This is a genomic window from Rhodocytophaga rosea (genome assembly GCF_010119975.1).
GTDB classification, from domain to species: Bacteria; Bacteroidota; Bacteroidia; order Cytophagales; family 172606-1; genus Rhodocytophaga; species Rhodocytophaga rosea.
Genome location: NZ_CP048222.1, coordinates 4,098,201 through 4,121,306, shown reverse-complemented (window position 1 = coordinate 4,121,306; position 23,106 = coordinate 4,098,201). Strand labels below are relative to the sequence as shown.

Below are 23,106 nucleotides of genomic sequence, written 5' to 3'. Positions count from 1 at the left end.
CCTCCTGCTGGTAATTAAACATAGCCTTTACAAAATGGCATGGATACAAAGCAATGTAGAATATTGGCGGTTTTTCTTGTTGCCTCTTATATCTAAACCAAGAATCCGACTTATACCGATTTCAGTTCCATAATAGTGATTTCGGGGGGCATACCGATACGGCCTGGAAAGCCAATATAGCCGAAGCCTCTGTTCACATACAGGTATTGTTTGCCTTTCTGGTACAAACCAGCCCATTGTTCATACATGTATTGAACCGGACTCCATTTAATATTTCCAATTTCTACGCCGAATTGCATCCCATGCGTATGTCCGGCAAACATAATGTCAATATCCGGGTATTCTGGACGTACCTGGGCATCCCAGTGACTGGGATCATGCGATAATAATAATTTTACCGGCGCATCTTGTGTACCTGTATAGGCTGGTGCCAGTTTGCCATATTTGGGGAAGTTACCTCTGGCTCCATAATTTTCAATGCCAATAATAGCGAGCTGTTCACCACCTTGTTTGAGCATCCGGTGTTCGTTCATCAGCAGATCCCAACCCAGCAGTTTATGTGCCTGTTTGAGGTTTTCCAGGTTCTGGCGTTTCGCCTGCTGACTGGGCCAGCTGGCATAATCGCCGTAATCATGGTTGCCCAGAGTAGAATATATGCCGAGAGGTGCTTTTAGTTTTTCAAATACCGGAATATAATCTTCTACTTCCGTAGCTACATTGTTTACCAGATCGCCAGTGAAGAAGATCACATCTGCTTTTTCTTTTAATATCATTTCTACCCCACCTTTCACTGCCCGTTTGTTAAAAAAACTGCCGGAATGAATATCCGAAATCTGGGCGATGCGGATGCCATCAAACGATTTGGGCAAGTTGGGTAACTTCACTGTAATCCGGCGGACACGGTAATCATGAGCGCCTAGAATAATACCATAGCCAATACCTACCAGAGGAAGAGCTCCGGCTACTACAGCAGCTTTCACCAGAAATTCTGACCGTGGAATTACATTCTGGTTACTTGTTGTTGGTTGCTGGTTGTTGGGAATGGCAGGGGAACTTTCTGTTGTAAAGAAACTTACAATCCATTTGCCCAGGCGGACTATATCATCTACAAACAGAAATACCGTCATGAAAAGCTTGGTAATCAGATTGGAGAATATAATAATGCCAAGCACACTCCGAAGCACTGTATTCTGGAAAGCTGGCGTGAGCAAAAATATAAGTACTGAAATGAGGGAACCAATCGTAAGTGCCCAGGCTACAAAGGTTACGCCTTTGCGCAAGCCTGAAGAAAAACTACCAGTGAGTTGCCGCATAGCCTGGATAATATACCAGTCCATAAAAGCAAGTAATACGAGTATAAGGAAAATAACTAAAAGGCGGGTTACCATGTATGTGATTGTATATAAGGGATAAGACGAATAAAGCCTGCATAAATTGTACAGGCTTTATTCAAAAATGTTCAGAAAAACGTATTCTATTTTGTGCTTAGTGAATAGCTGGCTAAGAATCTTTGGTGCATTTATAAAGCTTATTATGCAACTACCTTGCTGCGTCTGGTCATTTTTTGTCTTACCCGTTCTACCAGCATATACATTACTGGCACAATTACCAGGGTTAAGAAAGTAGAGAAAGTTAAACCGAAAATGATGGTCCAGGCTAATGGCCCCCAGAATACAGAGCTTTGTCCCCCAATAAATATTTCGGGATTAAGGTGTGTAAACAGGCTCACAAAATTAACATTTAAGCCAATAGCCAGCGGAATCAGACCTAATACGCAGGCAGCTGCCGTCAGAATAACCGGATTCAAACGGGTAGCACCGCCTTCGATAACCGCTGTACGCAAATCTTTTCCACGCAAGCGAAGTTCATCTGTAAACTCAATCAGAATAATGCCATTTTTTACCACAATACCAGCAAGTGCTACAATTCCTACACCTGTCATCAGAATAGATAAGGTCATGCCGAATATGATAAATCCAAGCAATACACCAATAAAACTAAACAGAATGGTCATGAAAATGATAATGGGTTTTGAAACAGAATTAAACTGCGTAACAAGCACAATAAAGATGAGTGCAACGGCTGTGGCCAGGGCAGTAATTAAAAACAAGAATGTTTCCTGCTGGTCTTCCTGCTCGCCTCCCATTTTTATAGTATATCCTGCCGGAAGTTCCAGATCGTTGATCGCTTCCTGTACCTGGGCTACCACTTCATTGGCATTATATCCGGTTAACAGGTTAGAAGATAAGGTAACCAACCGTTCCTGGTTTTTGCGGTTGATGCTGCTAAAAGAAGTTCCATACCTGACATCTGCTACTGCATTTAAAGGAACCTGCCGGAACCTGCCAGATGCCATATCCAGATAAGAAATATTCATGGCTAAAATATCTTCAATCCGGTTGCGGTAGGTAGTATCAAGGCGCACCATAATCGGATACTCATCTTTGGCTTCCCGGTACTGAGATACTTCCAGTCCATACAAGGCGGTACGAATTTCCCCAGCAATCTGGGCGGTAGAAATACCTTCACGGGCCGCTTTTTCACGATCGATGTCCACAATAATTTCAGGTTTGTTCAGTACCAGATCTGACTTGAGTTCTTCAATACCCTGAACACCAGCTTTGGCAATGGCAGCCCGAACCATTCGCTGAATTTTCAATAACTCATTAAAATCGGCTCCGGCCATTTCTATACTCACCGGTTTACCTACCTGCGGACCCCCACTTTCTTGTTCTACCGAAAGTTCGGTACCTGGAATATCTTGTACACTGGCCCGTATTTTTTCCAGAATTTCTTTGGTAGATACATGCAGGCGTTCTTCAAACTTAACAAAAGCTACCGTTACCTTACTCTTATGAGGTGTAATGGTAAGATCCGGATTTATGGGATCACCGGCGCCTATACCCACATTGGAAATAACCGAGGTCACTATATCCTTATGAGGCACCAGAACCTTATTTACTCTCGCTTCAATTAGTTTAGTAACTGAATCTGTTTTGGTAGCATCTGTTCCAATAGGCATTTTGTTATACACATATACAAAGTTAGGCTCTCCGGAAGGGAAAAATTCTACAGGTGGCGGGAAAGCCCCGAATATGCCAAAAGTAAAAATGAATAAACCTATTACACCTAACAGAAAATACACTGGCCGACGCCCTGTAATGGCAAAAGAGATAAACCTGCGGTATTGATGCATAAACCTGGGCCATAAATTGTGCTGGAATTTATAGATCGCTGGCGTAAATACATAGTGGTTTATCACATAGATCAGCATCAGGAAGACAATAAAATTCCCTAAACCTACTCCAACACCGATATAGCACAATACAGCAATCACTCCCATAATCAGCAGTGGCTTTATCAGTTTACGGGCGTCTCCGGCACTTTCTGCATCATGCTTGGTCATGAAGGAAACAGCGAATACTGGGTTCATCACATAGGCTACCACTAGAGAAGCGAACAAGGTGGCGATCAGGGTGATAGGCAGGAACTTCATAAATTCTCCGATCAGCCCGGGCCAGAAGAGTAAGGGTACGAATGGTGCTATGGTCGTAATGGTACCGGAAAGCACTGGTATAAACACTTCTCCGGCTGCTTTTTTTGCCGCATCTTTAATGGATATATTTTCTGAGTTAAAAATACGGTGTGTATTTTCGATTACCACAATGGCATCGTCCACCACAATCCCTAATCCCAGCAGGAAGGCGAACATTACCATGAAGTTCAGGGTAAGATTAATTTCCGGCATAAAATAGCCTACCACTTTCAGAATCAAAAATGCAAGCAATGCAGATAAGGGTACAGAGAGGGCAACAAAAATAGCATCTCTGGTTCCCATAAAGAACATCAGCACCAGTACTACGAATATAAAACCCAGAATAATGGTATTAAGCAGGTCATTCAAATCAGTACGGGTCTGGTCTGACTGGTCACCTGTAATGGTGATATTTAATCCTTCGGGAAAAGTTTCTGCCTTCATCCGTTCCACAATCTGCTGTACGTTGTCAGATGCTTCGATCAGGTTCTGTCCTGAGCGTTTAATTACACTCAATGAAATAACCGGGTTTCCATTCAGACGGGCGAAATCCTGACGTTCTTCATAACTATCTTCTACTGTTGCGATTTCCTTCAAGAATACTGTATTTCCGGTAGAAGACCGAATTACAATATCCTGCAGGCTTTTGATGTTCTTGAATTCACCGGTAACCCGGAGCGTACGGCGAACATCATTTACATTCAGATCACCTCCGGAAATATTTATGTTTTCACCGGCAACTGCCTGTTGAATATTACTGAAGTTAATGCCTGCCGCCTGCATCCGGTACAAATCCACGTTGATCTGAATTTCGCGGTTTAAAGCACCAATCAGATCTGCTCGGCGAACCTGAGGCAAGGCTTCAATCTCATCCTGTAATACTTCGGCAAATTCTTTCAGCTTTTTAAGAGGGAAATTACCAGATACGTTCACCTGCATGACCGGAAATTCGGAAAAATCCAGTTCCTGTACATCTGGCTCTTGATCCAAGTCATCGGGTAATTCAGTTCGTGCTTTATCAACGGCATCCTTTGTGCGTTGTTTGGCCTCTGCCACATCTTCTCCAGTATTGAATTCGACAATTACAGCAGAAAGATCCTGAATAGAATTAGAAGTAACCTTTTTTATTCCTTTTACCGTTTTGAGTTCTTTTTCAATCGGTTTGGTAATCAGGTTTTCCACATCTTCCGGACTAGTACCATAATTAAAAGTGGTAACTACCATTTGAGGTACTACAATCTCCGGATATGATTCCTTGGGCAAATTCTGGTAGGTGAACACACCGGCTATCGTCACCATAATGATGAAGATATAGACCGTTGTTTTGTTCTCGATACACCAGTTGGTAAAGGCGAGTCCTTTGTGTTCTCTCATAACAATATTTAGTTAGCGGATGTTAACTTATCAGATGTATTGGAAACTTTGATAGATTGTCCATCTACCAGGTCCTGGTATCCATTGGTAATGATGCTATCGCCCTGTTTTAACCCTTCCAGAATTTCTACTCTGCCATTGTAGGCTAATCCGGTTTTTACTTTACGAGCTTCAGCTTTCTGACTTCCGGCTACGAATACAACATCGCCGTTTTCAGTTTGCTGAACAAAGTTTTCCTCGATCACAATGGCATTCTGGGCAGTTTTGTCATTGATATTTATTACCGCCAGCATATTCGGCTTGAGTTTATTATCCCGGTTGTTGAGGGTAACTTCAATATCGAAGGTCCGGCTTTGAGGGTTTACTACCTGTCCTACAAAACTAATTTTTCCCTGGATTTCTTCTTTGATATCAGGCAGCGTTATTTTTACTTCATCGCCTTTCTTCACAGCCGTAATATAGGAGTCGGCTACTCTGGCTTTTACTTTCACTTCCGCCAGGTTCACTACCCTCACTACACCTACACCGGGACTAGCAGCTTCGCCAGCTTTCACATTTACTTCGTCTACTGTACCATTAAGAGGAGAGGTAATGCGGTTCATAGCCAATTGAGAATTAAGTGTTTGCAGCTTTCTCTCTAAACTTTCCTTATTGTTTTTGGCTTGCAGGTATTGGATTTCAGAACCTATTTTCTGATTCCAGAGATTTTCCTGTTTCTGATACACTGTAGTAGCCAGTTCAAGACCAGTTTTCAATTCTTCCACACTCTGGCGCATCACGGCATCATCAATCACAGCCAGTACTTGTCCTTTACTTACCCGGTCTCCTTCGTTTACATATACAGCGGTAACTACACCGCCAGTTTTAGGACTTACCATCACATTATTGTCCGATTCTATAGTGCCTTGTACCGGAATATAATGTTTGAAGGTTTGCGGCTGTATGGGCGTAATCTCCACCAGTTTTATTCTGGCTTCAGCAGCTTTTGCTGGAGCCAGCTTGGCCAGGTCAGTTTCTAATTGTTTAATCTTTCCGGTAATTTCCTGTTGCTGGGCTTTTAATTCGGCGAGTTCTTGTTTTTTCTTATCTACGTCTGAACCAGAACTGCAGGCAAAGGCTAAAATAGTGGCAAAAATCAGTCTATGTGTATTTTTCATGGGTATGATAAAGAATATGCGATTTTTTAATATAACTATTACATTAGCTGGGAAGGATCTTGAATTTATTCGGTTACATAAAGCTGTCCTGTGGCCCGGTCGAGGTCTACTTTTGCGATGTAGGCATCATACAAGGCAGCATAGTAATTCGTCTGGGCTTCTTTAAAATCAGCTTCTGCATTAATTACCTCTATATTGGAGCCTACGCCCTGCTGGTATTTGATACGGGTTACCCGTACTATTTCCTGTGCCAGATCCAGGTTCCGCTTTTGCGATTTCAGTGATTCCAGGCTGTTGGTGAGGGTAACAGTTGCCTGCCTGATTTCCAGGTCAATGGAATTCTGTAATAGGGCAGTGCTCTGCTGAGTTTTTTCGTAAGTTAATTTGGCTTGTTGTATTTTATAGTGTTTTCGTAAACCATCGAAAATTGGTACGTTTAATTGCAGACCAACATAACTATAGTCAATCCACCGTTCGTTCTGCGTGATATTTCCCAACTTGGTTGCTGCGGGGTTATATCCAAAAGTCCCAAAGGCAGCTAACTGAGGTAGGTATCCCATCCGATTGTTACGTATATCCAGATAAGCCAGTTCTTTTTGAGTCTGTAAGGTAGAGTATTCTATCCGCTGGTTGTAGTTGAAGTTTTCAGTGGCAGCAATAACCATATTTTCAATATTTTCATCATTAAGCCTATCTGTTAACACTACAATATCATTCATCCGTAAGCCCATCTGAAATTTCAGCAGATATGAACTCAAATCTACCAGTCTTTCTACTTTTTGCTTTTCCGTATTCAGGTTGTTACGTTGTACCTCAATACGGTCTACATCGATTTTTTCCACAAAACCATTTTGGTACATAGCCTGTGTTTCTGAAAATAAAGTATCCAGGCGGGTCAGATTAGTATTTAGTAATCCTAGTCTTTCGCGGTTGATTAACACACCATAATATGCCTTTGTTACGGCATCTGCCACAGTCACTTTAGATTGTGTTAAGGTTTTCTGAGCGAGTTCTTTATAGGTACTAGCGGCTTTAAGTCCAATAAAGTACGAACCATCGAAAATAAGCTGGTTTACATTTAGTGCAACAGTGCCATTATTTTTCAATTGGAACGGAAAGGCGATTACAGTTCCTGCCGGAGGAGGAGGAGCATTAGGATCACCAAAAGAGGGGCCTGCACCACTTTCAAGAATCACATTTTGTATCTTAATATTATGCAATAGCTGTGCCTGTGCACTTATCTGAGGTAAACCTACTGCTCGTATTTCTCCCACCCGGGCATTAGCACTTTTGGTATCAGATTGCGCATTTTTTACATTCACATTATTAAGCAAGGCAAAGTCTACTGCCTGCTTCAAAGAGAAATTCTGCTGAGCCGGTGGTGTGGTTTGGGCAATACTTTGATGTGGGATGAGCCAGGTACTGCATATGGCCATAAAAAGTATAAGTAATCTACTGTGCATGATGGTGTTCTTTTGTTTTGTATTCAGTTAAAAGCTGTAATCCTTTTTCGGTGACAATGCCCCGTATAAAATGGTCGAGAAACTCAAGTTGAATATCAAAAAAGTTAAATTCCGTAGGCGGAAATGCACTGGCATCAAAAGCGAGTTGTATTTGTTCCAGCCGTAGCCGTGCTATTATTTCCACATTGATATCGGCCCGGTATAAGCCCTCTTCAATTCCTTGTTTTAAATTGCGCCGCAAATGCTGCAGAATAAATCCCAGTTTAAAATCCTTAAAGATCTGCCAGGCTTTGGGATGGTATTTCTGCAGGTCAAACATAATCGACGGATTGGCATTCATCGTAGTCGTTTTTATGTGCCTGGACACTTGTAATAATTCATGCACTGCATTCTCCGCCTGGTCAAAAATCCGTTCTTTACATAATTCTTTCTCCCTGTTAAAATGCCTCGTGGCTACCAGACACACAATCTCATCTTTGTCAGAAAAAAACTGGTATATAGTTTTTTTAGAAACAGCCAGGTGGCGGGCAATATCGTCCATTGATATACTTCTGAAGCCATACTGGAGAAAAAGTCCTTCAGCAGCAGCAAGTATGCGTTCCTTCACTTCCACAGTAGTAAAAATTTAATACACAAAACTCAGGAAACGTTTTTATATTTCAAAGTTTCTTGTGTTAAGTTTTTATTATTATCGAATAATTTCTTAAATCAATACACGTATGAGCATACATATGTGATAGCTGGTGAAAGTATGGGACTAATGGCGTAGCAATTCAATTCATATAGCAATGTTATTAAACTAAACAGTTTACAATCATACATGCCCTCTATATTATGTACGGCTCAATATTTGAGAAGGCATAAATTGTATATATATTTAAGCAGTTATTTTAGCTTAACCGGCTGTGTTGATTTTTTTATTGTATGGAAGATTTTAGCGATTTACTAAAAGCTCAAATCAGGCAACACCTGGGTGATGCCTATTTGATGGACGATCAGCTGAAAAATTTATTGTATGCCATAAACCAGGTTTATCAAACTTGCGAAACAGAGCAAATTCTCCAGCCTTCCTCAGGTACAAAATTTACTCCGGCTTCAGAGAATTTTTCTCTGTTTAAATCCATGCTTGATGACCAGACAGAGTTGATTTGCCGGTTTAAAAAAGATGGTACGCTCACCTATGTGAACAAAGCATATTGCCGGTATTTTGGAAAAGAGAAAGAGCAACTGATTGGGAAAAGCTTTTTGCCGGTTATTCCAGAAGAAGACCTTACCTATATAAAACAACAATATGCTACGATAACACCTGAAAACGCCGTAGTACGGAACGAACACCGGGTAATTATGCCGGATGGAGAAGTGAGGTGGCATCAATGGACAGATAAAGCATTCTTTAATAATCAGGGTGAAGTAACCGAAATGTTAGGTATTGGCCGGGATATCACCGATCAAAAAAAAGCAGCACTGGCTTTAAAAGAAAGTGAAGAAAGATACAAGACACTCTTTGAAGCTGCGTTTGAAGGAATTGCTGTACATGACCAGGGAATTATTCTGGAAGTAAACCAGGCCAGTCTGGCCGCATTACAATATACCCCTGAAGATGTAATTGGAAAACACCTGCTTAGTTTTGTAGTTCCGGAGTTGCAGGAAGAGGTGAAAATACGCATCAGTAATAAACCTGATGAGCCCTATGAAACGGTATTAATTAAAAAAGATGGTAGCTACCTGCCTGTAGAAATTCTTTCGAAAAAACATCAGTATAAGGGAAAAGAAGTAAGAGTGGCGGCATTCCGTGATATTTCCCAGCGTAAGCTTTACGAAAAAGAAATTCATACCCAGAAGAGCTTATTTAATACTATTCTCAATAAACTCCCTATCGACATTTTTATTAAGGACCGGGAAGGCAGATATGTATTTATTAACCGGCATATTGCCCAGACGCTTGATATGTTACCAACAGACATGCTGGGTAAGACTGATTTCGATATTTTTAATGAAGAAACAGCCAGCCGCTTAGCAACTGCGGAAAAAAAGGTATGGAAAAGCAAAAAGCTGATATCTGGCGAAGAAAAGATTTCATACAAGGATCAAACCATGTATGTGCTGTCGGGAAAGATCATTGTGCAGACGGATGAAGAAGCCCCTTTGTTATTGGGTTACTTTATTGATATTACCGGCCGGGCCAAAGCAGAGGAAGAACTCCGTACCCAGGAAACTTTTATCCGGCAGGTACTCGATACAGGGCCAAACCTGATTTTTGTAAAAGACCTGGAGGGTAACTTCCTGATGGTGAATCAGGCAACAGCCGACTTATATGGTATGGAGAAAGAGGAACTCATATTCCAGAATAACTACCGGCTGCATACCCAGAAGGAAGAGAATGAGCATTTCCGCAACACTGACCGCCAGGTAATTGAACAAGGTATTACTATAGAGTTACAGGAGCCATTTACAAGGCCAACTGGGGAAACATTCTGGTTTCATACCATAAAAAAGCCGCTGTATTTGAAAGATGGAAGTGTACAGGTACTGGCCATGTCACAGGACATTACCGACCAGAAGAAAACTCTGGAAAAACTTAAGAACAGTGAACTCAAATACAGGCAGCTGGTAGAATGTGCAAGTGATATGATTTATGGCAGCGACCACAAAGGTTATCTTATTTACGCAAATCCTGTTGCCTGCCATGTTCTGGGATATAGCGAAGATCAATTACTGGGCAGGCATTATTCCGAATTTGTTGTAACAGAATATATACATATCCTGGAAGATTTTTACCGGAAACAATATTATGAACAGATTCCGGATACTTATATTGAATTTAAAGGAATTACAGGCAAAGGTGAAATTATATGGGTAGGGCAAAGCGTGCACATGTTAATGGAAGGTGACTTGCTGAAAGGTTTCCAGACAGTAGCCCGTAATATTACGGAACGGAAAAAGGTAGAAAATGAATTAATCCATGCCAAGCAAGAAGCAGAAAAATCTATGCGGGCAAAGGAACAGTTCTTATCGGTGATGAGCCATGAAATACGTACACCTCTAAATGCAGTGATTGGGTTAACTCACCTGCTTTTAGAGGAAAACCCACTTCCTGAACAAATTGAGCAACTCCAGGCCATTAAGTTCTCCGCAGATAACCTGATGGTGATTATCAACGACATACTGGATTTTTCAAAAATAGAATCAGGAAAAATTACTTTTGAACAAATTGATTTTGAGACTGTTTCTGTTTTTAAAGGTATTCAGCAAAGCCTTAATTTTAAAGCAGAAGAAAAAAACCTCAGGCTCTTATTCAACATAGATAAACATATACCTGCCAAATTGTGTGGCGATCCAGTGCGTTTAAATCAAATATTACTTAACCTGGTAAGTAATGCAATTAAGTTTACAGAAAAAGGCTATGTTGAAGTAAATGCCAGAGTAATAAAACAACAGGTAAAAGGCGTAACCATAGAATTCAGGGTAAGCGATACCGGCATTGGTATTGAAACTGACAAATTGAGTTCCATATTTGAGAGTTTTACCCAGGCCAGCAGCGAAACAACCCGTAAATATGGAGGCACCGGCTTAGGTTTAACAATCACAAAAAGGCTCATTGAATTGCAGGGAGGTTCTATAAAGGTAAGTAGCAAGCTGGGGATGGGTAGTGAATTTGCATTTGAGCTTACTTTTAGTTTGGCTGCCCGACAAATAACCCGCAATCAACCTCAGGCTGTGGATGAGTTTTCGCATAGTTTGCGGGGATTAAAAATATTACTGGTAGAAGATAATAAGATGAACCAGATGGTCGCCTGTAAATTCCTGAAAAAGTGGGGCGTTGAAACAGATATTGCTGCGGATGGTATGGAAGCCATTGACAAATTAAAAACAAACTGGTACCAGCTTATATTAATGGACTTGCAAATGCCGACTTTAGATGGATATGCAACGACCCGTTTTATCAGAAATAATATGCAGGAATATCTTAAGCATATTCCTATTCTGGCACTCACTGCTTCTGCATTAATGAATGTAAAGCAAAATACATTGGAAGCTGGCATGAATGACTTTATTACCAAACCTTTTGAGCCAAAAGATCTTTACGCCAAGCTTCTCAAATATTCTTCATCCAGTTACGCTATGAATATACAGTCACAACCAGCTTCGCTACAGAAATTTCAGCACATAGACCTCAATTATCTGGAAGATGTATCAGCCAGTGATAAAAAATTTATTAAGGAAATGATCCGTTTGTTTATGAAGCAAACCCCAGGCTTTATAGATATACTTCAACGGGCTACTCAAACTGCCGACTGGGCTAATATCCGCTATATGGCTCATAAGATGAAAGCAACCATTGCCATGATGGGTATTGCAGAACTGCAACCGATTATTATGCAGCTCGAAAAATACGCAAGTCAGGAGAGCCAACTGGCAGAAGTAGCTACCCTGGTAAAGAAAATTTCTACAATCTGTGATGAAGTATACGAGGAACTCGAACAACGACTTGAGTTTATTGGCTGAAATAACTTTCTTTAGATACTGTCCCTTCATTAGCTATCTCCTATAGCATTTTAGTTGAATACAACAAAAAAGCCCCCGATCTCAGGAGCTCCTTTGCCAACCAAAACAAACTATATTATGTCGAAAACTTCAACCTGACATGTATAGGAATTTATAGCTTTACGTAAACGCAACTCTCTCTTATTTTCGATTAATATATGGTTTTATTGTACCAAAATCATATATTATCCTATGAATATTTTATCTTTGATTATTGCAAATTAAACTATGTATAAGCCGGAATGTCTATTTTCTTGAAAGACCGCTTATTCTACTGTTATAAAGAAAAAATATTGATCAGAGGGAGTGTTTAATAAAGAATCATAATTACCAAAAATTACAGAAATTCATGAAAACCGCTATAATAACAGGTATTACCGGGCAGGATGGTGCCTATCTGGCAAAATTACTTCTTGAAAAAGGATATCAAGTGATTGGCTTGAGCCGTGATTTACTCAATTGCAATGTAAAAAACCTGGAATATCTGCAGATTGCAGAGAAAGTACACTTAATTGAACTCAACTTACTGGATTTATCAAGGGTAAGCAGGGTAATTGAAAAGTTTGAGCCTGACGAGATATATAACTTGGCCGCTCAAAGCTCGGTAGGATCATCGTTTGATAATCCGATTGATACATTGGAGTATAATACCACGAGTGTAGCCAATTTTCTGGAATCTATCCGGAAGATAAACAGCCGAATTAAATTTTATCAGGCTTCCAGCAGTGAAATGTTTGGCTATATAAAAGAAGAAAATCTGCCTATTAAGGAGAGCCTTATTTTTCACCCGGTAAGTCCTTATGGTGTTTCTAAAGCCTCTGCTCACTGGCTATCGGTTAATTACCGGGAGGCGTATGGTATGTTTACAGCCTGTGGTATTTTGTTTAACCATGAATCTGCATTGAGAGGGGAAAATTACGTAATTAAGAAAGTGATTAATAATGCGGTCCGGATAAAAAATGGACTTCCGGCACACTTGCAATTGGGAAATCTTGCCATTAAACGTGATTGGGGATATGCTCCTAAATATGTAGAAGCTATGTGGCTAATGCTTCAAGATGATGTTCCGGGAGATTATATTATTTGTTCAGGCGAAGCAGTAAGCCTGGAAAGTTTTATCCATAAGGTATTCCAGCAACTTAACCTGGATGTAGAGAAATATGTAAGCATTAATCCCGGCTTATTGAGGCCTTTAGATCTGCCTGTTATTTATGGAGATAATACCAAAGCAAAAAAAGAGCTGGGATGGGAATATAATCTGAATACCGATGCCTTGATTCATACGTTGATTGAAGATGAAATGCAGTGGCTGGAGTGGAATTTATCCCAATCCTTTGCTTCGCAGAGTAAAGCAGGGATATAAGAATTTCTGGTACTCGGGAAAAAAGGTTTTAAATAGCGAAAAAATCAAACCAATTACTTTACAGAATCTGGTGGGTTTGTTTTACTACATTCATCACAAAAATACTTTTTGTCTGTCCAATTCCTTTTACTTCACTTAGTTGATTTACAAAAAACTGGTGATAACTGTCCATACTTTCAGTTACGATTTTAAGCATAAAATCAAATTCTCCGGAAATATTATAACACTCAATTACTTCTTTAAACTGAAGAACAGCATTAATAAACAATTGAGCCATTTTTTTGTCATGTTCTTTTAATGAAACCTGGCAGATGACCATAATTCCCTTATTCACCAGGCGGTGATCGACTAAGGCTGCATATTGTTGAATTACCCCATTTTTCTCCATCCGCTTAATTCTCTCATGAACGGGTGTTGAACTCAAATGAATCTTTGAAGCAATCTCTCTAACAGTAAGTTTTGCATTTACCTGAAGCAAACGTAGGATTTCTAAATCTTTTGTGTCTAAAAACATAGGTAGATTTTTACTTTGTTCTATTTCTGAATTCATAATTCTGATAGGTTTTATATTTGTTCTATATAATACTAATTAAATAGAAAATTATTCTAAAATTTCGGAAATTTTTACTATTAATATATAACGATATAAGTTTGTGTAGAAAATTATTCTATACTTCTAATGATTTCAAATAAAAATCTGATATTAATTACTACCTCTACAGGAATATTTTTTGAGGCTTTGGATATTGCCATTATCAATCTGGCTATGCCACTGGTACAGGTAGAATATGGGCTAACAGCCGATACAGTCCAGTGGGTACAGACACTCTATGTTTTGGTATATGGAGGCTTTTTAATTCTTGGCGGCAAGGCATCAGATGTGATCGGCAGAAAAATAATATTTATAAGCGGATGCACTTTATTTTTGTTCACTTCGCTAGGCGCTGGCTTATCTTCCTCGTTTGAATTATTAGCTATATTCCGGGCTATACAAGGATTGGCAGCAGCCCTAATGATGCCTTCAGCCTTATCGATTATTACCAATACATTTACTGAAAAACAGGAAAGGAGCAAAGCATTGGGGATTTTTAGTTCATTTGCTGCAATTGGATCAGGGAGCGGACTTTCTATAGGTGGAATAATCGCCACTTACTGGGGCTGGCAATGGGTTTTCTTTATAAATGTACCAGTTATCGCTTTAACAATCCTTATGGCATATCTATACATTGATTCAGATGTGAAAACATCCTACAAAACATCACTCGATCTGTTCTCCGGATTGCTACTCACCACTACACTGACAATGATTTCCTATTTTGTTCACGAACTGGGCAATTATGCTAAAAATTACACTTTGCTTATTATGCTATTAGTAGCTATTTGTCTAAGCAGCTGGCTGCTTATTCGCAGGCTCTCCAGACACAAAGAACCACTCATTGACATGGCACTATTCAGCAATTCAACTATTATTACAACGAATGTGGTGATTGCCTTACTAGGTGCGATCTTTACGGGTTATTTATTTGTGATATCTCTGGTACTTCAGCAACATATGCATATAAGCGCCGCAAGAGCAGGACTTATACTCTTTCCGTTCAGTTTATTATCTGCAATTGTTGCAAAAATACTTACGCCCAAGTTATTAAAATATACAAATGTTCATATTACTGCAATTATTGGCATGGTATGTATGTTGGCAGGTACGGTAATGCTTATTATTGCAACAACTCTTCAGTATGATTTCGTTTTGATTCTGGTATCTGTAGCGTGTATTTCAGGTTTTGGCATAGCCATTTGTTTTACAAGTCTGGTTATGCTATCTATTCAAGGGACTCCGGTACAACATCATGGGGTTGTTTCAAGTGTGGCAACCACAGCTCATTTCTTGGGAGCAGGACTGGGTTTATCTCTATTATCTCTGGCAATTCAACTTCCCCTTGTAAGTGAATTTGTTACAGTAGTACCTGCAATGGTGCTTAGCGTATTTGCCTGTGTGGGGATAGGGTGCTTATTAACTATTCAGCATAAAAGCCAACTTGAAAAAAAGATTCTACTATAAAAAATGTTTATTAAATAGTAGACTTGCTGATGGTTTGTAGAACAATAGTATATTTAACTTAAGTTATTATTAACCCCGAAAACTTGACAAAAATGAGTAAACAGGCGTAGTTATTATAGTGATAAGAAAATATTGAAGCAGACAGCATTAAGTCTACTCATTATCCATATAATAGATCCGTAAGTTCTTATCCATCTTAATCATAGTATATTTTTTTTCCATTTTCCAGGTGGTTCTTTCCTCTGGGCGGTAATGATAATTCATGTAAAAATCCATAATATAATTCCCTTTTTCGTCCCGGTAATACCGGAAAGTATCCCAAAGTATGTCATATTTATCTTCAGGCGTACGATCCCACGCTCGTTCCAATAATTCCTGCAACTGCTCTTGTTCTATCGCATATTCATTAAAAAAACGGGTAAGTGTAGAGGCATAGTAACCCTCCACCTGATTAATATTCTTAGAGCGGAGCGCTTCATAAAAATGGTTTAAGCGGATTTGTAACTCATTAGCCGTATATATTCTGGCCTGTTTTTCTGGAATTACAGCTGTACTTGCACTTGCAATTTCATTTTCTCCTGCTGTTTCTTTAGACATTGGTTGTTTAGATCCTTCAGATAAAGGATTCACTTTATTAGTAGTAGCCTGTGAATCTGGTAAAGGAGTATTTTTAGAAAGAACTGGTGTTGAAGCAGATTCTTGAACCATTACTGAACTGGTGTCAGATTCCGTATCTGCTGCATTGGCTAGTGAAGTTTCACCTGATAGATTAATAAATGTACCGGTGAAAACCGAAGCTGTTGCTAAAAAAGCAATCATCAGGAAAGCCTGGGCAACTATTTTCCAATATGTTTTTTTTCTGGCCAGCTCGATGGTAGAATTTTCATCCATTTGAAAATTAGCTTCAGAGTTACCTGCTACCTGCTGCATAATTTGAGAAAGAATCGAAGCTTCCCGCTCATCTTTTTCTTCCTGCAACTGCACCTGTATTTTACTGCAATCCTGGAACCGATATACCAGACTTTTAGCGGTTGCCTTATCAATAATGCCCTGCATCTGATAGCTCTGAGAAAAATCAGGGGTATACAACTTGATTAGTGGAAGGGCATCTTTCGTAATTTTAGTTTGAATCTCATAGGCAGAGAGCACTGGCGGATAAGGATGCTGCCGGGTTATCAGTTCAAACAGAATAACACCCAAACTGTAAATATCACTCCGGGAGTCGGCAGGTTTACCATATACTTGTTCCGGACTTTGATAGTTTATATTTCCAAATTTTATGTCTGGTACAGGCAGGCCACTTTCAGCATCAGTGAATAAATCTGCTAATCCAAATCCAAGTATTTTAACCTGGTCATCCGCATCTACCAGAATACAATCTGGGGTAATACTGTGATGACATACATTTTTAGAATGGGCATAACTGAATACCTGTAATATTTGCAAGAACAGATTCCATATTCTTTCCTCGGAAAAAGATTCATTTTTCGAATGAATGATCTCTGAAAGCCTGGTGCCTTCTGCATATTCGCTGACAATATATAATTGTTCCTCCTGAATGGTATAAGCATATATTTTTGCAATCCCAGGATGCTGCAAGCTTGCCAGGGTATCGAACTGCTTTTCCAGATTTTGTATAACTGGTGTACTCTGGATTAAATAGGGATGAATCTTTCTGACAAATGCCCTGCTCCCGGAAGTAACATCTACAGCCTGATATATTGCTCCCGTTACCCCTTCTCCCACTAATTTTTCTAACTGGTAATGTAGTATTTGCTTACTCATAATACGATTTATGAAGTAGATTTTATGCTGTTTCCCCTTATACGATTTCTTATTTTTGATGTTAGATAGAGGAGAATCAAAAAATAAAAGAAGAGGGCGATTCAACTTTATGATGTGCCTGATTGTTATAGGCGGAACCTCTAGTAAATATAAATCATTTGTATTTATCCTGCAAGCATAAAGTGAGATGATATAAAATCTGCCTTAAAACAATTGCCTTTTTTGTATCTTTGTGCCATGCTTTCTATCAATAATTTATCATTCTATTTTGGCAGCCGTCCCCTTTACGAAAATGCCAATCTTCATATCAAACCCAAAGATCGCATTGGATTAATCGGAGCCAATGGAACCGGAAAATCTACCTTACTCCGCCTGATCGTAGGTGAATATCAGCCAGATGAAGGCACTATCTCCAAAAGCGGAGAATGTACCATCGGCTTTCTCAACCAGGATTTGCTTTCCTATCAGAGCAGTGAGAATATTCTAACAGTGGCTATGCAGGCTTTTGAACGGGAAAATGCCCTTCAAAAGCAGATTGACAAAATTCTGCATCAGATGGAAACCAATTACCAGGACGCTATGGTAGATAAACTCACCCGGCTGCAGGAGGAATTTGAAATATTGGGTGGGTATACGATACAATCTAAAGCAGAAGAGATTCTGGAAGGATTAGGTTTCAATACGGAAGATTTGCAACGTCCGCTCAGGGAGTTTTCCGGAGGATGGCGTATGCGGGTGATGCTGGCAAAACTGCTCTTGCAGAAACCTTCGTTGCTGATGCTCGATGAGCCGACCAACCACCTGGATTTGCCTTCCATTCAGTGGATAGAAAACTACCTGAATAATTATGAGGGTGCCATTATTGTTGTATCGCACGACCGGCAGTTTCTGGATAATACCGTGAATATGATTGTAGAAGTGGCTCAGCAGAAGTTGAATATATATTCCGGAAATTATACATTCTTCCAGGAGGAAAAGGCCTTACGCAATGAAATCCAGAAAGGTGCCTACGAAAACCAGCAGGCTAAAATCCGGCAAACCGAACGATTTATTGAACGGTTCCGCTCTAAAGCCACCAAAGCCAGGCAAGTGCAATCCCGCATTAAATCGCTTGATCGCATGGATCTGATAGATGATATAATTGATGAAGCAGCCAAGGTAAACTTCCGTTTCAACTTTAAGCAACAAACTGGTCGGTTTATTATGCACCTGGAGCATGTATCGAAGGCATATAGCGAAAAAGTAATTCTGGAGAATACCCATGCCGTAATTGAGCGGGGCGATAAAATAGCGTTGATTGGAGCCAATGGAAAAGGTAAATCTACCTTACTGCGCATTATTGCCGGAACCGAAACCATTAAAGGGGAAAGAAGGCTGGGATATAACGTTAATTTTTCATTCTATGCCCAGCACCAGCTCGAGTCGCTGAATATTGAAAATACGCTGTTAGACGAATTGAAACAGGCTGGTAGTGAGAAAACAGAAATGGAATTACGAAGTGTCCTGGGATGTTTCCTGTTTTCCAATGATGAAGTTTTTAAAAAGATCAAAGTATTATCAGGCGGAGAAAAATCAAGGGTAGCTCTGGCCAGAACACTTATTTCGGAAGCCAACTTCTTATTGCTTGATGAGCCCACCAACCACCTGGATATGCAATCGGTAAATATTCTCATTCAGGCATTGCAGCAATATGAAGGCAGTTATGTAATTGTATCGCACGACCGGCATTTTATCTCGCATGTAGCTAATAAAATCTGGTACATTGAAAATCATCAGATTAAAGAATATCCAGGCACATTCGATGAGTATGAAATCTGGCAAAGTGAACGGATTAAGAGTGGAAAAGCTGAGGCAGCCCAGCCGGTAGCCAAAGAAAAACCAAAAGAAAAGAAACCTGCGTATACTGAAAACGAAAAAATGGAGTTTGAAAGAAATCTGAAAAAGGTTTCCCAACGGGTGGAAGAGATAGAAAAACTTATTAACGAACTGGAGGCAAAAAAAGCAGTGGCCGAAAAAGAGCTGGCAGATCCAAGTATTTATACCAATAACCAGCGGCTGGAAGAGGTAAATACCGCCTACAAAAAACTGAATACTGCCTTAGAAGAAGCCCAGCAAGACTGGGAGTATGCTTTGCTGGAAGCGGAAGAATGGGAAAAGAAAATAACAGGTTAGGAAACTACTCTCTGTAAATAGGGTGGTGATGGTACGCTTTAATGGTATAAGCCTGGTTAAACAGAATCTGATGAAACAAATTGCATATTACTTTGTATTACTGGCTTTTATTACTGCCTGTGTACCTATTTCACAACAAGGAGGTTCAACTACGTCAAGCGGTTCGTATTATGCAGATAAGAAATTCCGTAGTATCGATTCCGTTTATGAGGACAACATAAAAACCGTATTACTCTATCCCAAACCTTCGCCGCAAACAGATCTGGTAGCCGCTGTGCTGGAGCCGCCAGTAATTCCAATTAATCAAGCTTCACCTTTGCTGCTTGAGTTTGACCAGCTGGGTAGTGGTACGCAAAATTTCCGGGCCAGGTTATTTCATTGTAATGCCGACTGGTCGGTTTCACTTCTCAACGATATGGATTTTCTGGCCGATTTTAACGACTTTCTTTTCAATTCCCCACAAGTTTCTTTTAATACGAAAATTACGTATTCACATTATTCTTTTGAAGTTCCGAAAGTAAAACTGCCGGGAAATTATGTGCTGATGATATACCGGGAAGGCAATGTAAAAGATATTATTCTTACCAAGCGGTTTATTGTGTTCGAGAATAGAGTGAGTATTAAATCTGCCGTAAGGCCATCTTCAGGAATTCAGGAAAGATTACAGAATCAGCAACTCGAATTTGCCATTCAATATCCAAACTATCCCATTACCAATCCCCGGCAAACGGTAAAAGTAGCTATCCGGCAAAACTATAAGTGGAATAATGCCATTACCAATCTTACGCCTACTTCTGTTAAAGAGGATCTTACTTCACTGGAATACAATCATTTTAATTTGGAAAATAGCTTTACTGGTGGGAATGAGTATCGTTTTTTTGATATGCGCAGCATCCGGTTCCTGGGCATGAATATGGGCAAGATCACGCCTACGGAAGACAGTACACAGGTACTTTTATTGCCAGATAAACCCCGTGCCCGCGAATCATACAGCCAGACTGTAGATCTGAACGGGAGGTTTGTAATTGATAATTATGAAACCAGCCGGGGTGCTACAGAAGCAGATTATGTGGAGGTACATTTTAAGCTGCGTACGCCTGAACAGGCTCCCGGAAATGTGCATCTGTGGGGTAGTTTTATGAATTGGACACCTAGCCAGGCTACGCTGCTCAAATATGATGAAGCCAGCCAGTCATATAACGGAACGTATCTTTTAAAACAAGGGTACTACAATTACCTGTATGTATTGCAAGCCAGTCCGGAGAGCAAAGTAAATGAAACCTATTTTGAAGGTTCCCATTTCAATACTGAAAATCATTACGAAATTATTGTATACTACCGCCCGGTCGGTTCCCGTGCTGACATGATCATCGGATACGAATTAATTCGTCATAACAGCCGCCATTGAAAAAATAGAGCAATTTTTATATCAACATTAGGATAGTTTCCGCATTGAACCATTTGATTTAAAAGTGCACCTTTCATCTTCTGAACATGTTTTCATAAAATCCTCAAAACCTGAAAAAATTAAATTATATTTTTTAAGCAGCAGTTATACTGCATGAGTATCTCCTTGTAACATAGCCGAAACAGAGAATTTAAGTGTATAAGATATTCCGTATGTGAGGTGATATAAATATTACATGTGGACTTAGATGCCTTCATACATAAAATTTTCAATTAATTGATTTTACTGCTTTTTTTGATGTTTTTCTACATGTATTTTCTACAATCATAATCCTAGAAAAATCAGCTTCTACAAACCATGACCAGCAATCGGATCATTAAATTTAATATTGAGAAAATCACGGCTGAAGAGAATAAGAAAAGGCTGTATTTTGTATTAAAACTCCTTTTATTTGCCGGGCTTGTTTATCTGGGAATGCAGTTTTCCTTGATGAAACACACGGATGGAGTCGTCCGCAGGCTGTTTAAAACCTTCTTTTTCTTTGTACCTACCAATCTGATTATCTCCTTGAGCCGCTTGCTGATTGCTTACTGGTATTTAAAGCAAAATAACCGGCCTGAAAATTTTAAAGATAATTTTGTAATCGGCATCAATAAGATTGCTGATATCCTTTCATTCTTTGCCTTGATCATATCGATCTTTGTTCTGTTTGAATATAACATTATCGAATTTCTTACTTCAATCAGCATCGTAGCCGCTGCCATAGCTTTATTATCCAAAGATTATATATCCAATATGATTAATGGGATGATCATCATGTTTTCTAATCAGTTATCTATCAATGACGATGTAAAAATTGGTTCGCAAAAGGGCAAAGTTATCAATATTACCCTAATCAACGTGCACTTGCTCAATGAAGACGATGATTTGATCTTTATTCCGAATAATGCGGTTTTTGCAACGGATGTAGTGAATTATACCAAACACAGCGTCAATAAAGTAACGATTGAATTTGAGATGGCTAAAGACCAGGCTGCCTGTTTACAAGAGATGGAAGTATACCTGAAGAGTCATTTACGCACCTTTTCTAAAGTTATTCATCAGGAAAGTATAGAACTATGTATTGATCATATTAGCCGGGAAGCGGTGTATATGAAACTACATTTTACACTTGTAAAGCATTCCAGTGAACTGGAAAGAGAGGCTAAGCAAAATGCCTCCCTGTACATTCTTAACTTTATCAGTAACAAGGAAAAATTAACAAGGCTTGAAAGGGAACAACGGCTGAGTATAAGAGAATAAAGCAGTACAAGAATTTACCTATGCACTTCCGGCTAACTCATCCGGTCTGCAGTAATAAACTGGTAAACGGCTGTTTTGCGATGAGTATCTGCATTAGCTATATCCAGCATACCGAATCCTTTGTATGTAAATGTGCCCAGGCCGGAGTTAAAAATAAATGCTTGTACTTCAGGAGCAGCATATAAATTAAATGGGAAGGTATAGCCTCTCACCTCTATCTTCTGTTCTTTCTGAAAAACAGGATATATTCTTGCAAACTTCTTTTCTCCCTCTTTTATCTTATTCAGGTAATCTTTGTCTGGAATGATCTGGAACCGGTAAAAAGAAGAAATCTGTTCCGCAGTATAACTTCCTGATTTTTCCATCCGGCTCATGGTAGAATCATAGAGTAAATCCGAAAATACATCCGAATCGGGAGAAACAAACTTCTTGGCAAGCAAATCATTGGATGCTGGTTCTGTAAGCACAATTGGCGAAATACAAACGCATTTTAATGCATCTCCAAATAGAGGAGGTAGTTCTGTTTCTACACTTTCTGGCTCCAGTGTCAGATTGCCCACTTGTAATTCCTTATAATCAAATAAACGTTGCAGAAACTGGTCGATAAAGACAGCATTGGGGCTTGACGTGACCAGCGTAACCCGGCTAGAATAGAAATGCAGCCCATTTTTACTGATCTTGGTTTGCCCTTTTAAACCTGAAAAATTATAATCAGTAAACGAGGAAAATTTCTGATCTATCTCTTTTAGAATAGACTCTTTTAACTGTGCCAGTAGAAACTGATGATGGAAAGGAACAAATCCGCCTTTATTTTTTAATAAAAAAATGATTCTAACCCTCACGACTTTCAATATTTATGTTAAAAAATGGAAAGAGGTGATTGTAGAAATCATCCCCTAGATTTATATGTTTTGAACCTAAATAATAGCTTAACCATCAAGTA

General features: G+C 39.5%; 14 protein-coding genes. 6 read left to right on the top strand and 8 right to left on the bottom strand.

Annotated features, from left to right (window positions below):
- Positions 1-110 precede the first annotated feature (110 nt).
- The 5 genes from GXP67_RS17030 to GXP67_RS17010 form a co-directional block, all read right to left on the bottom strand.
- A complete protein-coding gene (locus tag GXP67_RS17030; protein WP_162444237.1) occupies positions 111-1,388 on the bottom strand; it encodes a metallophosphoesterase in 1,278 nt (425 codons plus the stop codon).
- A gap of 143 nt (positions 1,389-1,531) precedes the next feature.
- Positions 1,532-4,909 (bottom strand): efflux RND transporter permease subunit, encoded by a 3,378-nt coding sequence (locus GXP67_RS17025; protein WP_232065249.1) that lies wholly within the window; start codon positions 4,907-4,909, stop codon positions 1,532-1,534.
- An 8-nt stretch (positions 4,910-4,917) separates the two neighbouring features.
- Positions 4,918-6,066 (bottom strand): efflux RND transporter periplasmic adaptor subunit, encoded by a 1,149-nt coding sequence (locus GXP67_RS17020; protein WP_162444236.1) that lies wholly within the window; start codon positions 6,064-6,066, stop codon positions 4,918-4,920.
- A 65-nt stretch (positions 6,067-6,131) separates the two neighbouring features.
- Complete coding sequence (locus GXP67_RS17015) at positions 6,132-7,502, bottom strand: TolC family protein (RefSeq protein ID WP_162444235.1); 1,371 nt, start codon at positions 7,500-7,502, stop codon at positions 6,132-6,134.
- A 16-nt stretch (positions 7,503-7,518) separates the two neighbouring features.
- A complete protein-coding gene (locus tag GXP67_RS17010) occupies positions 7,519-8,142 on the bottom strand; it encodes a TetR/AcrR family transcriptional regulator (RefSeq protein ID WP_162444234.1) in 624 nt (207 codons plus the stop codon).
- A gap of 311 nt (positions 8,143-8,453) precedes the next feature.
- Between GXP67_RS17010 and GXP67_RS17005 the strand changes: the two genes are divergently transcribed.
- Complete coding sequence (locus GXP67_RS17005) at positions 8,454-12,035, top strand: PAS domain S-box protein (protein WP_162444233.1); 3,582 nt, start codon at positions 8,454-8,456, stop codon at positions 12,033-12,035.
- 388 nt (positions 12,036-12,423) lie between these two features.
- Positions 12,424-13,437, top strand: coding sequence for a GDP-mannose 4,6-dehydratase (locus tag GXP67_RS17000; protein ID WP_162444232.1), 1,014 nt, complete (start codon positions 12,424-12,426; stop codon positions 13,435-13,437).
- A 58-nt stretch (positions 13,438-13,495) separates the two neighbouring features.
- Here GXP67_RS17000 and GXP67_RS16995 read toward each other — a convergent pair whose 3' ends face one another.
- Complete coding sequence (locus GXP67_RS16995; RefSeq protein ID WP_232065248.1) at positions 13,496-13,987, bottom strand: Lrp/AsnC family transcriptional regulator; 492 nt, start codon at positions 13,985-13,987, stop codon at positions 13,496-13,498.
- A 129-nt stretch (positions 13,988-14,116) separates the two neighbouring features.
- On the opposite strand from GXP67_RS16995, the gene GXP67_RS16990 reads away from it, so the two are divergent.
- A complete protein-coding gene (locus GXP67_RS16990) occupies positions 14,117-15,496 on the top strand; it encodes an MFS transporter (RefSeq protein ID WP_162444231.1) in 1,380 nt (459 codons plus the stop codon).
- A 153-nt stretch (positions 15,497-15,649) separates the two neighbouring features.
- Here GXP67_RS16990 and GXP67_RS16985 read toward each other — a convergent pair whose 3' ends face one another.
- Positions 15,650-17,281, bottom strand: a complete 1,632-nt coding sequence (locus tag GXP67_RS16985; protein WP_162444230.1) for a serine/threonine protein kinase — start codon at positions 17,279-17,281, stop codon at positions 15,650-15,652.
- A gap of 237 nt (positions 17,282-17,518) precedes the next feature.
- Between GXP67_RS16985 and GXP67_RS16980 the strand changes: the two genes are divergently transcribed.
- From GXP67_RS16980 to GXP67_RS16970, 3 genes are all read left to right on the top strand, one after another.
- Positions 17,519-19,453 carry an ABC-F family ATP-binding cassette domain-containing protein gene (locus GXP67_RS16980; protein WP_162444229.1) on the top strand — a complete coding sequence of 645 codons (1,935 nt, stop codon included), beginning with the start codon at positions 17,519-17,521 and terminating at the stop codon, positions 19,451-19,453.
- 70 nt (positions 19,454-19,523) lie between these two features.
- Positions 19,524-20,861: a type IX secretion system plug protein gene (locus GXP67_RS16975; RefSeq protein ID WP_162444228.1), complete on the top strand. Its 1,338-nt coding sequence runs from the start codon at positions 19,524-19,526 to the stop codon at positions 20,859-20,861.
- Between the two features lie 357 nt (positions 20,862-21,218).
- Positions 21,219-22,163: a mechanosensitive ion channel family protein gene (locus GXP67_RS16970; protein ID WP_162444227.1), complete on the top strand. Its 945-nt coding sequence runs from the start codon at positions 21,219-21,221 to the stop codon at positions 22,161-22,163.
- 32 nt (positions 22,164-22,195) lie between these two features.
- Here GXP67_RS16970 and cas6 read toward each other — a convergent pair whose 3' ends face one another.
- A complete protein-coding gene (gene cas6 / locus GXP67_RS16965; RefSeq protein ID WP_162444226.1) occupies positions 22,196-23,005 on the bottom strand; it encodes a CRISPR-associated endoribonuclease Cas6 in 810 nt (269 codons plus the stop codon).
- Positions 23,006-23,106: the final 101 nt, after the last annotated feature.

What these genes read in the sequence shown, in the direction of transcription:
- GXP67_RS17025 (WP_232065249.1), bottom strand. Translation starts at nt 4,909, where the DNA reads ATGAGAGAACACAAAGGACTCGCCTTTACCAACTGGTGTATCGAGAAC.
- GXP67_RS17015 (WP_162444235.1), bottom strand. Translation starts at nt 7,502, where the DNA reads ATGGCCATATGCAGTACCTGGCTCATCCCACATCAAAGTATTGCCCAA.
- GXP67_RS16995 (WP_232065248.1), bottom strand. Translation starts at nt 13,987, where the DNA reads ATGAATTCAGAAATAGAACAAAGTAAAAATCTACCTATGTTTTTAGAC.
- GXP67_RS16975 (WP_162444228.1), top strand. Translation starts at nt 19,524, where the DNA reads ATGAAACAAATTGCATATTACTTTGTATTACTGGCTTTTATTACTGCC.
- GXP67_RS16970 (WP_162444227.1), top strand. Translation starts at nt 21,219, where the DNA reads ATGACCAGCAATCGGATCATTAAATTTAATATTGAGAAAATCACGGCT.
- GXP67_RS16990 (WP_162444231.1), top strand. Translation starts at nt 14,117, where the DNA reads ATGATTTCAAATAAAAATCTGATATTAATTACTACCTCTACAGGAATA.
- GXP67_RS16985 (WP_162444230.1), bottom strand. Translation starts at nt 17,281, where the DNA reads ATGAGTAAGCAAATACTACATTACCAGTTAGAAAAATTAGTGGGAGAA.
- GXP67_RS17020 (WP_162444236.1), bottom strand. Translation starts at nt 6,066, where the DNA reads ATGAAAAATACACATAGACTGATTTTTGCCACTATTTTAGCCTTTGCC.
- GXP67_RS17005 (WP_162444233.1), top strand. Translation starts at nt 8,454, where the DNA reads ATGGAAGATTTTAGCGATTTACTAAAAGCTCAAATCAGGCAACACCTG.
- GXP67_RS17030 (WP_162444237.1), bottom strand. Translation starts at nt 1,388, where the DNA reads ATGGTAACCCGCCTTTTAGTTATTTTCCTTATACTCGTATTACTTGCT.
- GXP67_RS16980 (WP_162444229.1), top strand. Translation starts at nt 17,519, where the DNA reads ATGCTTTCTATCAATAATTTATCATTCTATTTTGGCAGCCGTCCCCTT.
- GXP67_RS17000 (WP_162444232.1), top strand. Translation starts at nt 12,424, where the DNA reads ATGAAAACCGCTATAATAACAGGTATTACCGGGCAGGATGGTGCCTAT.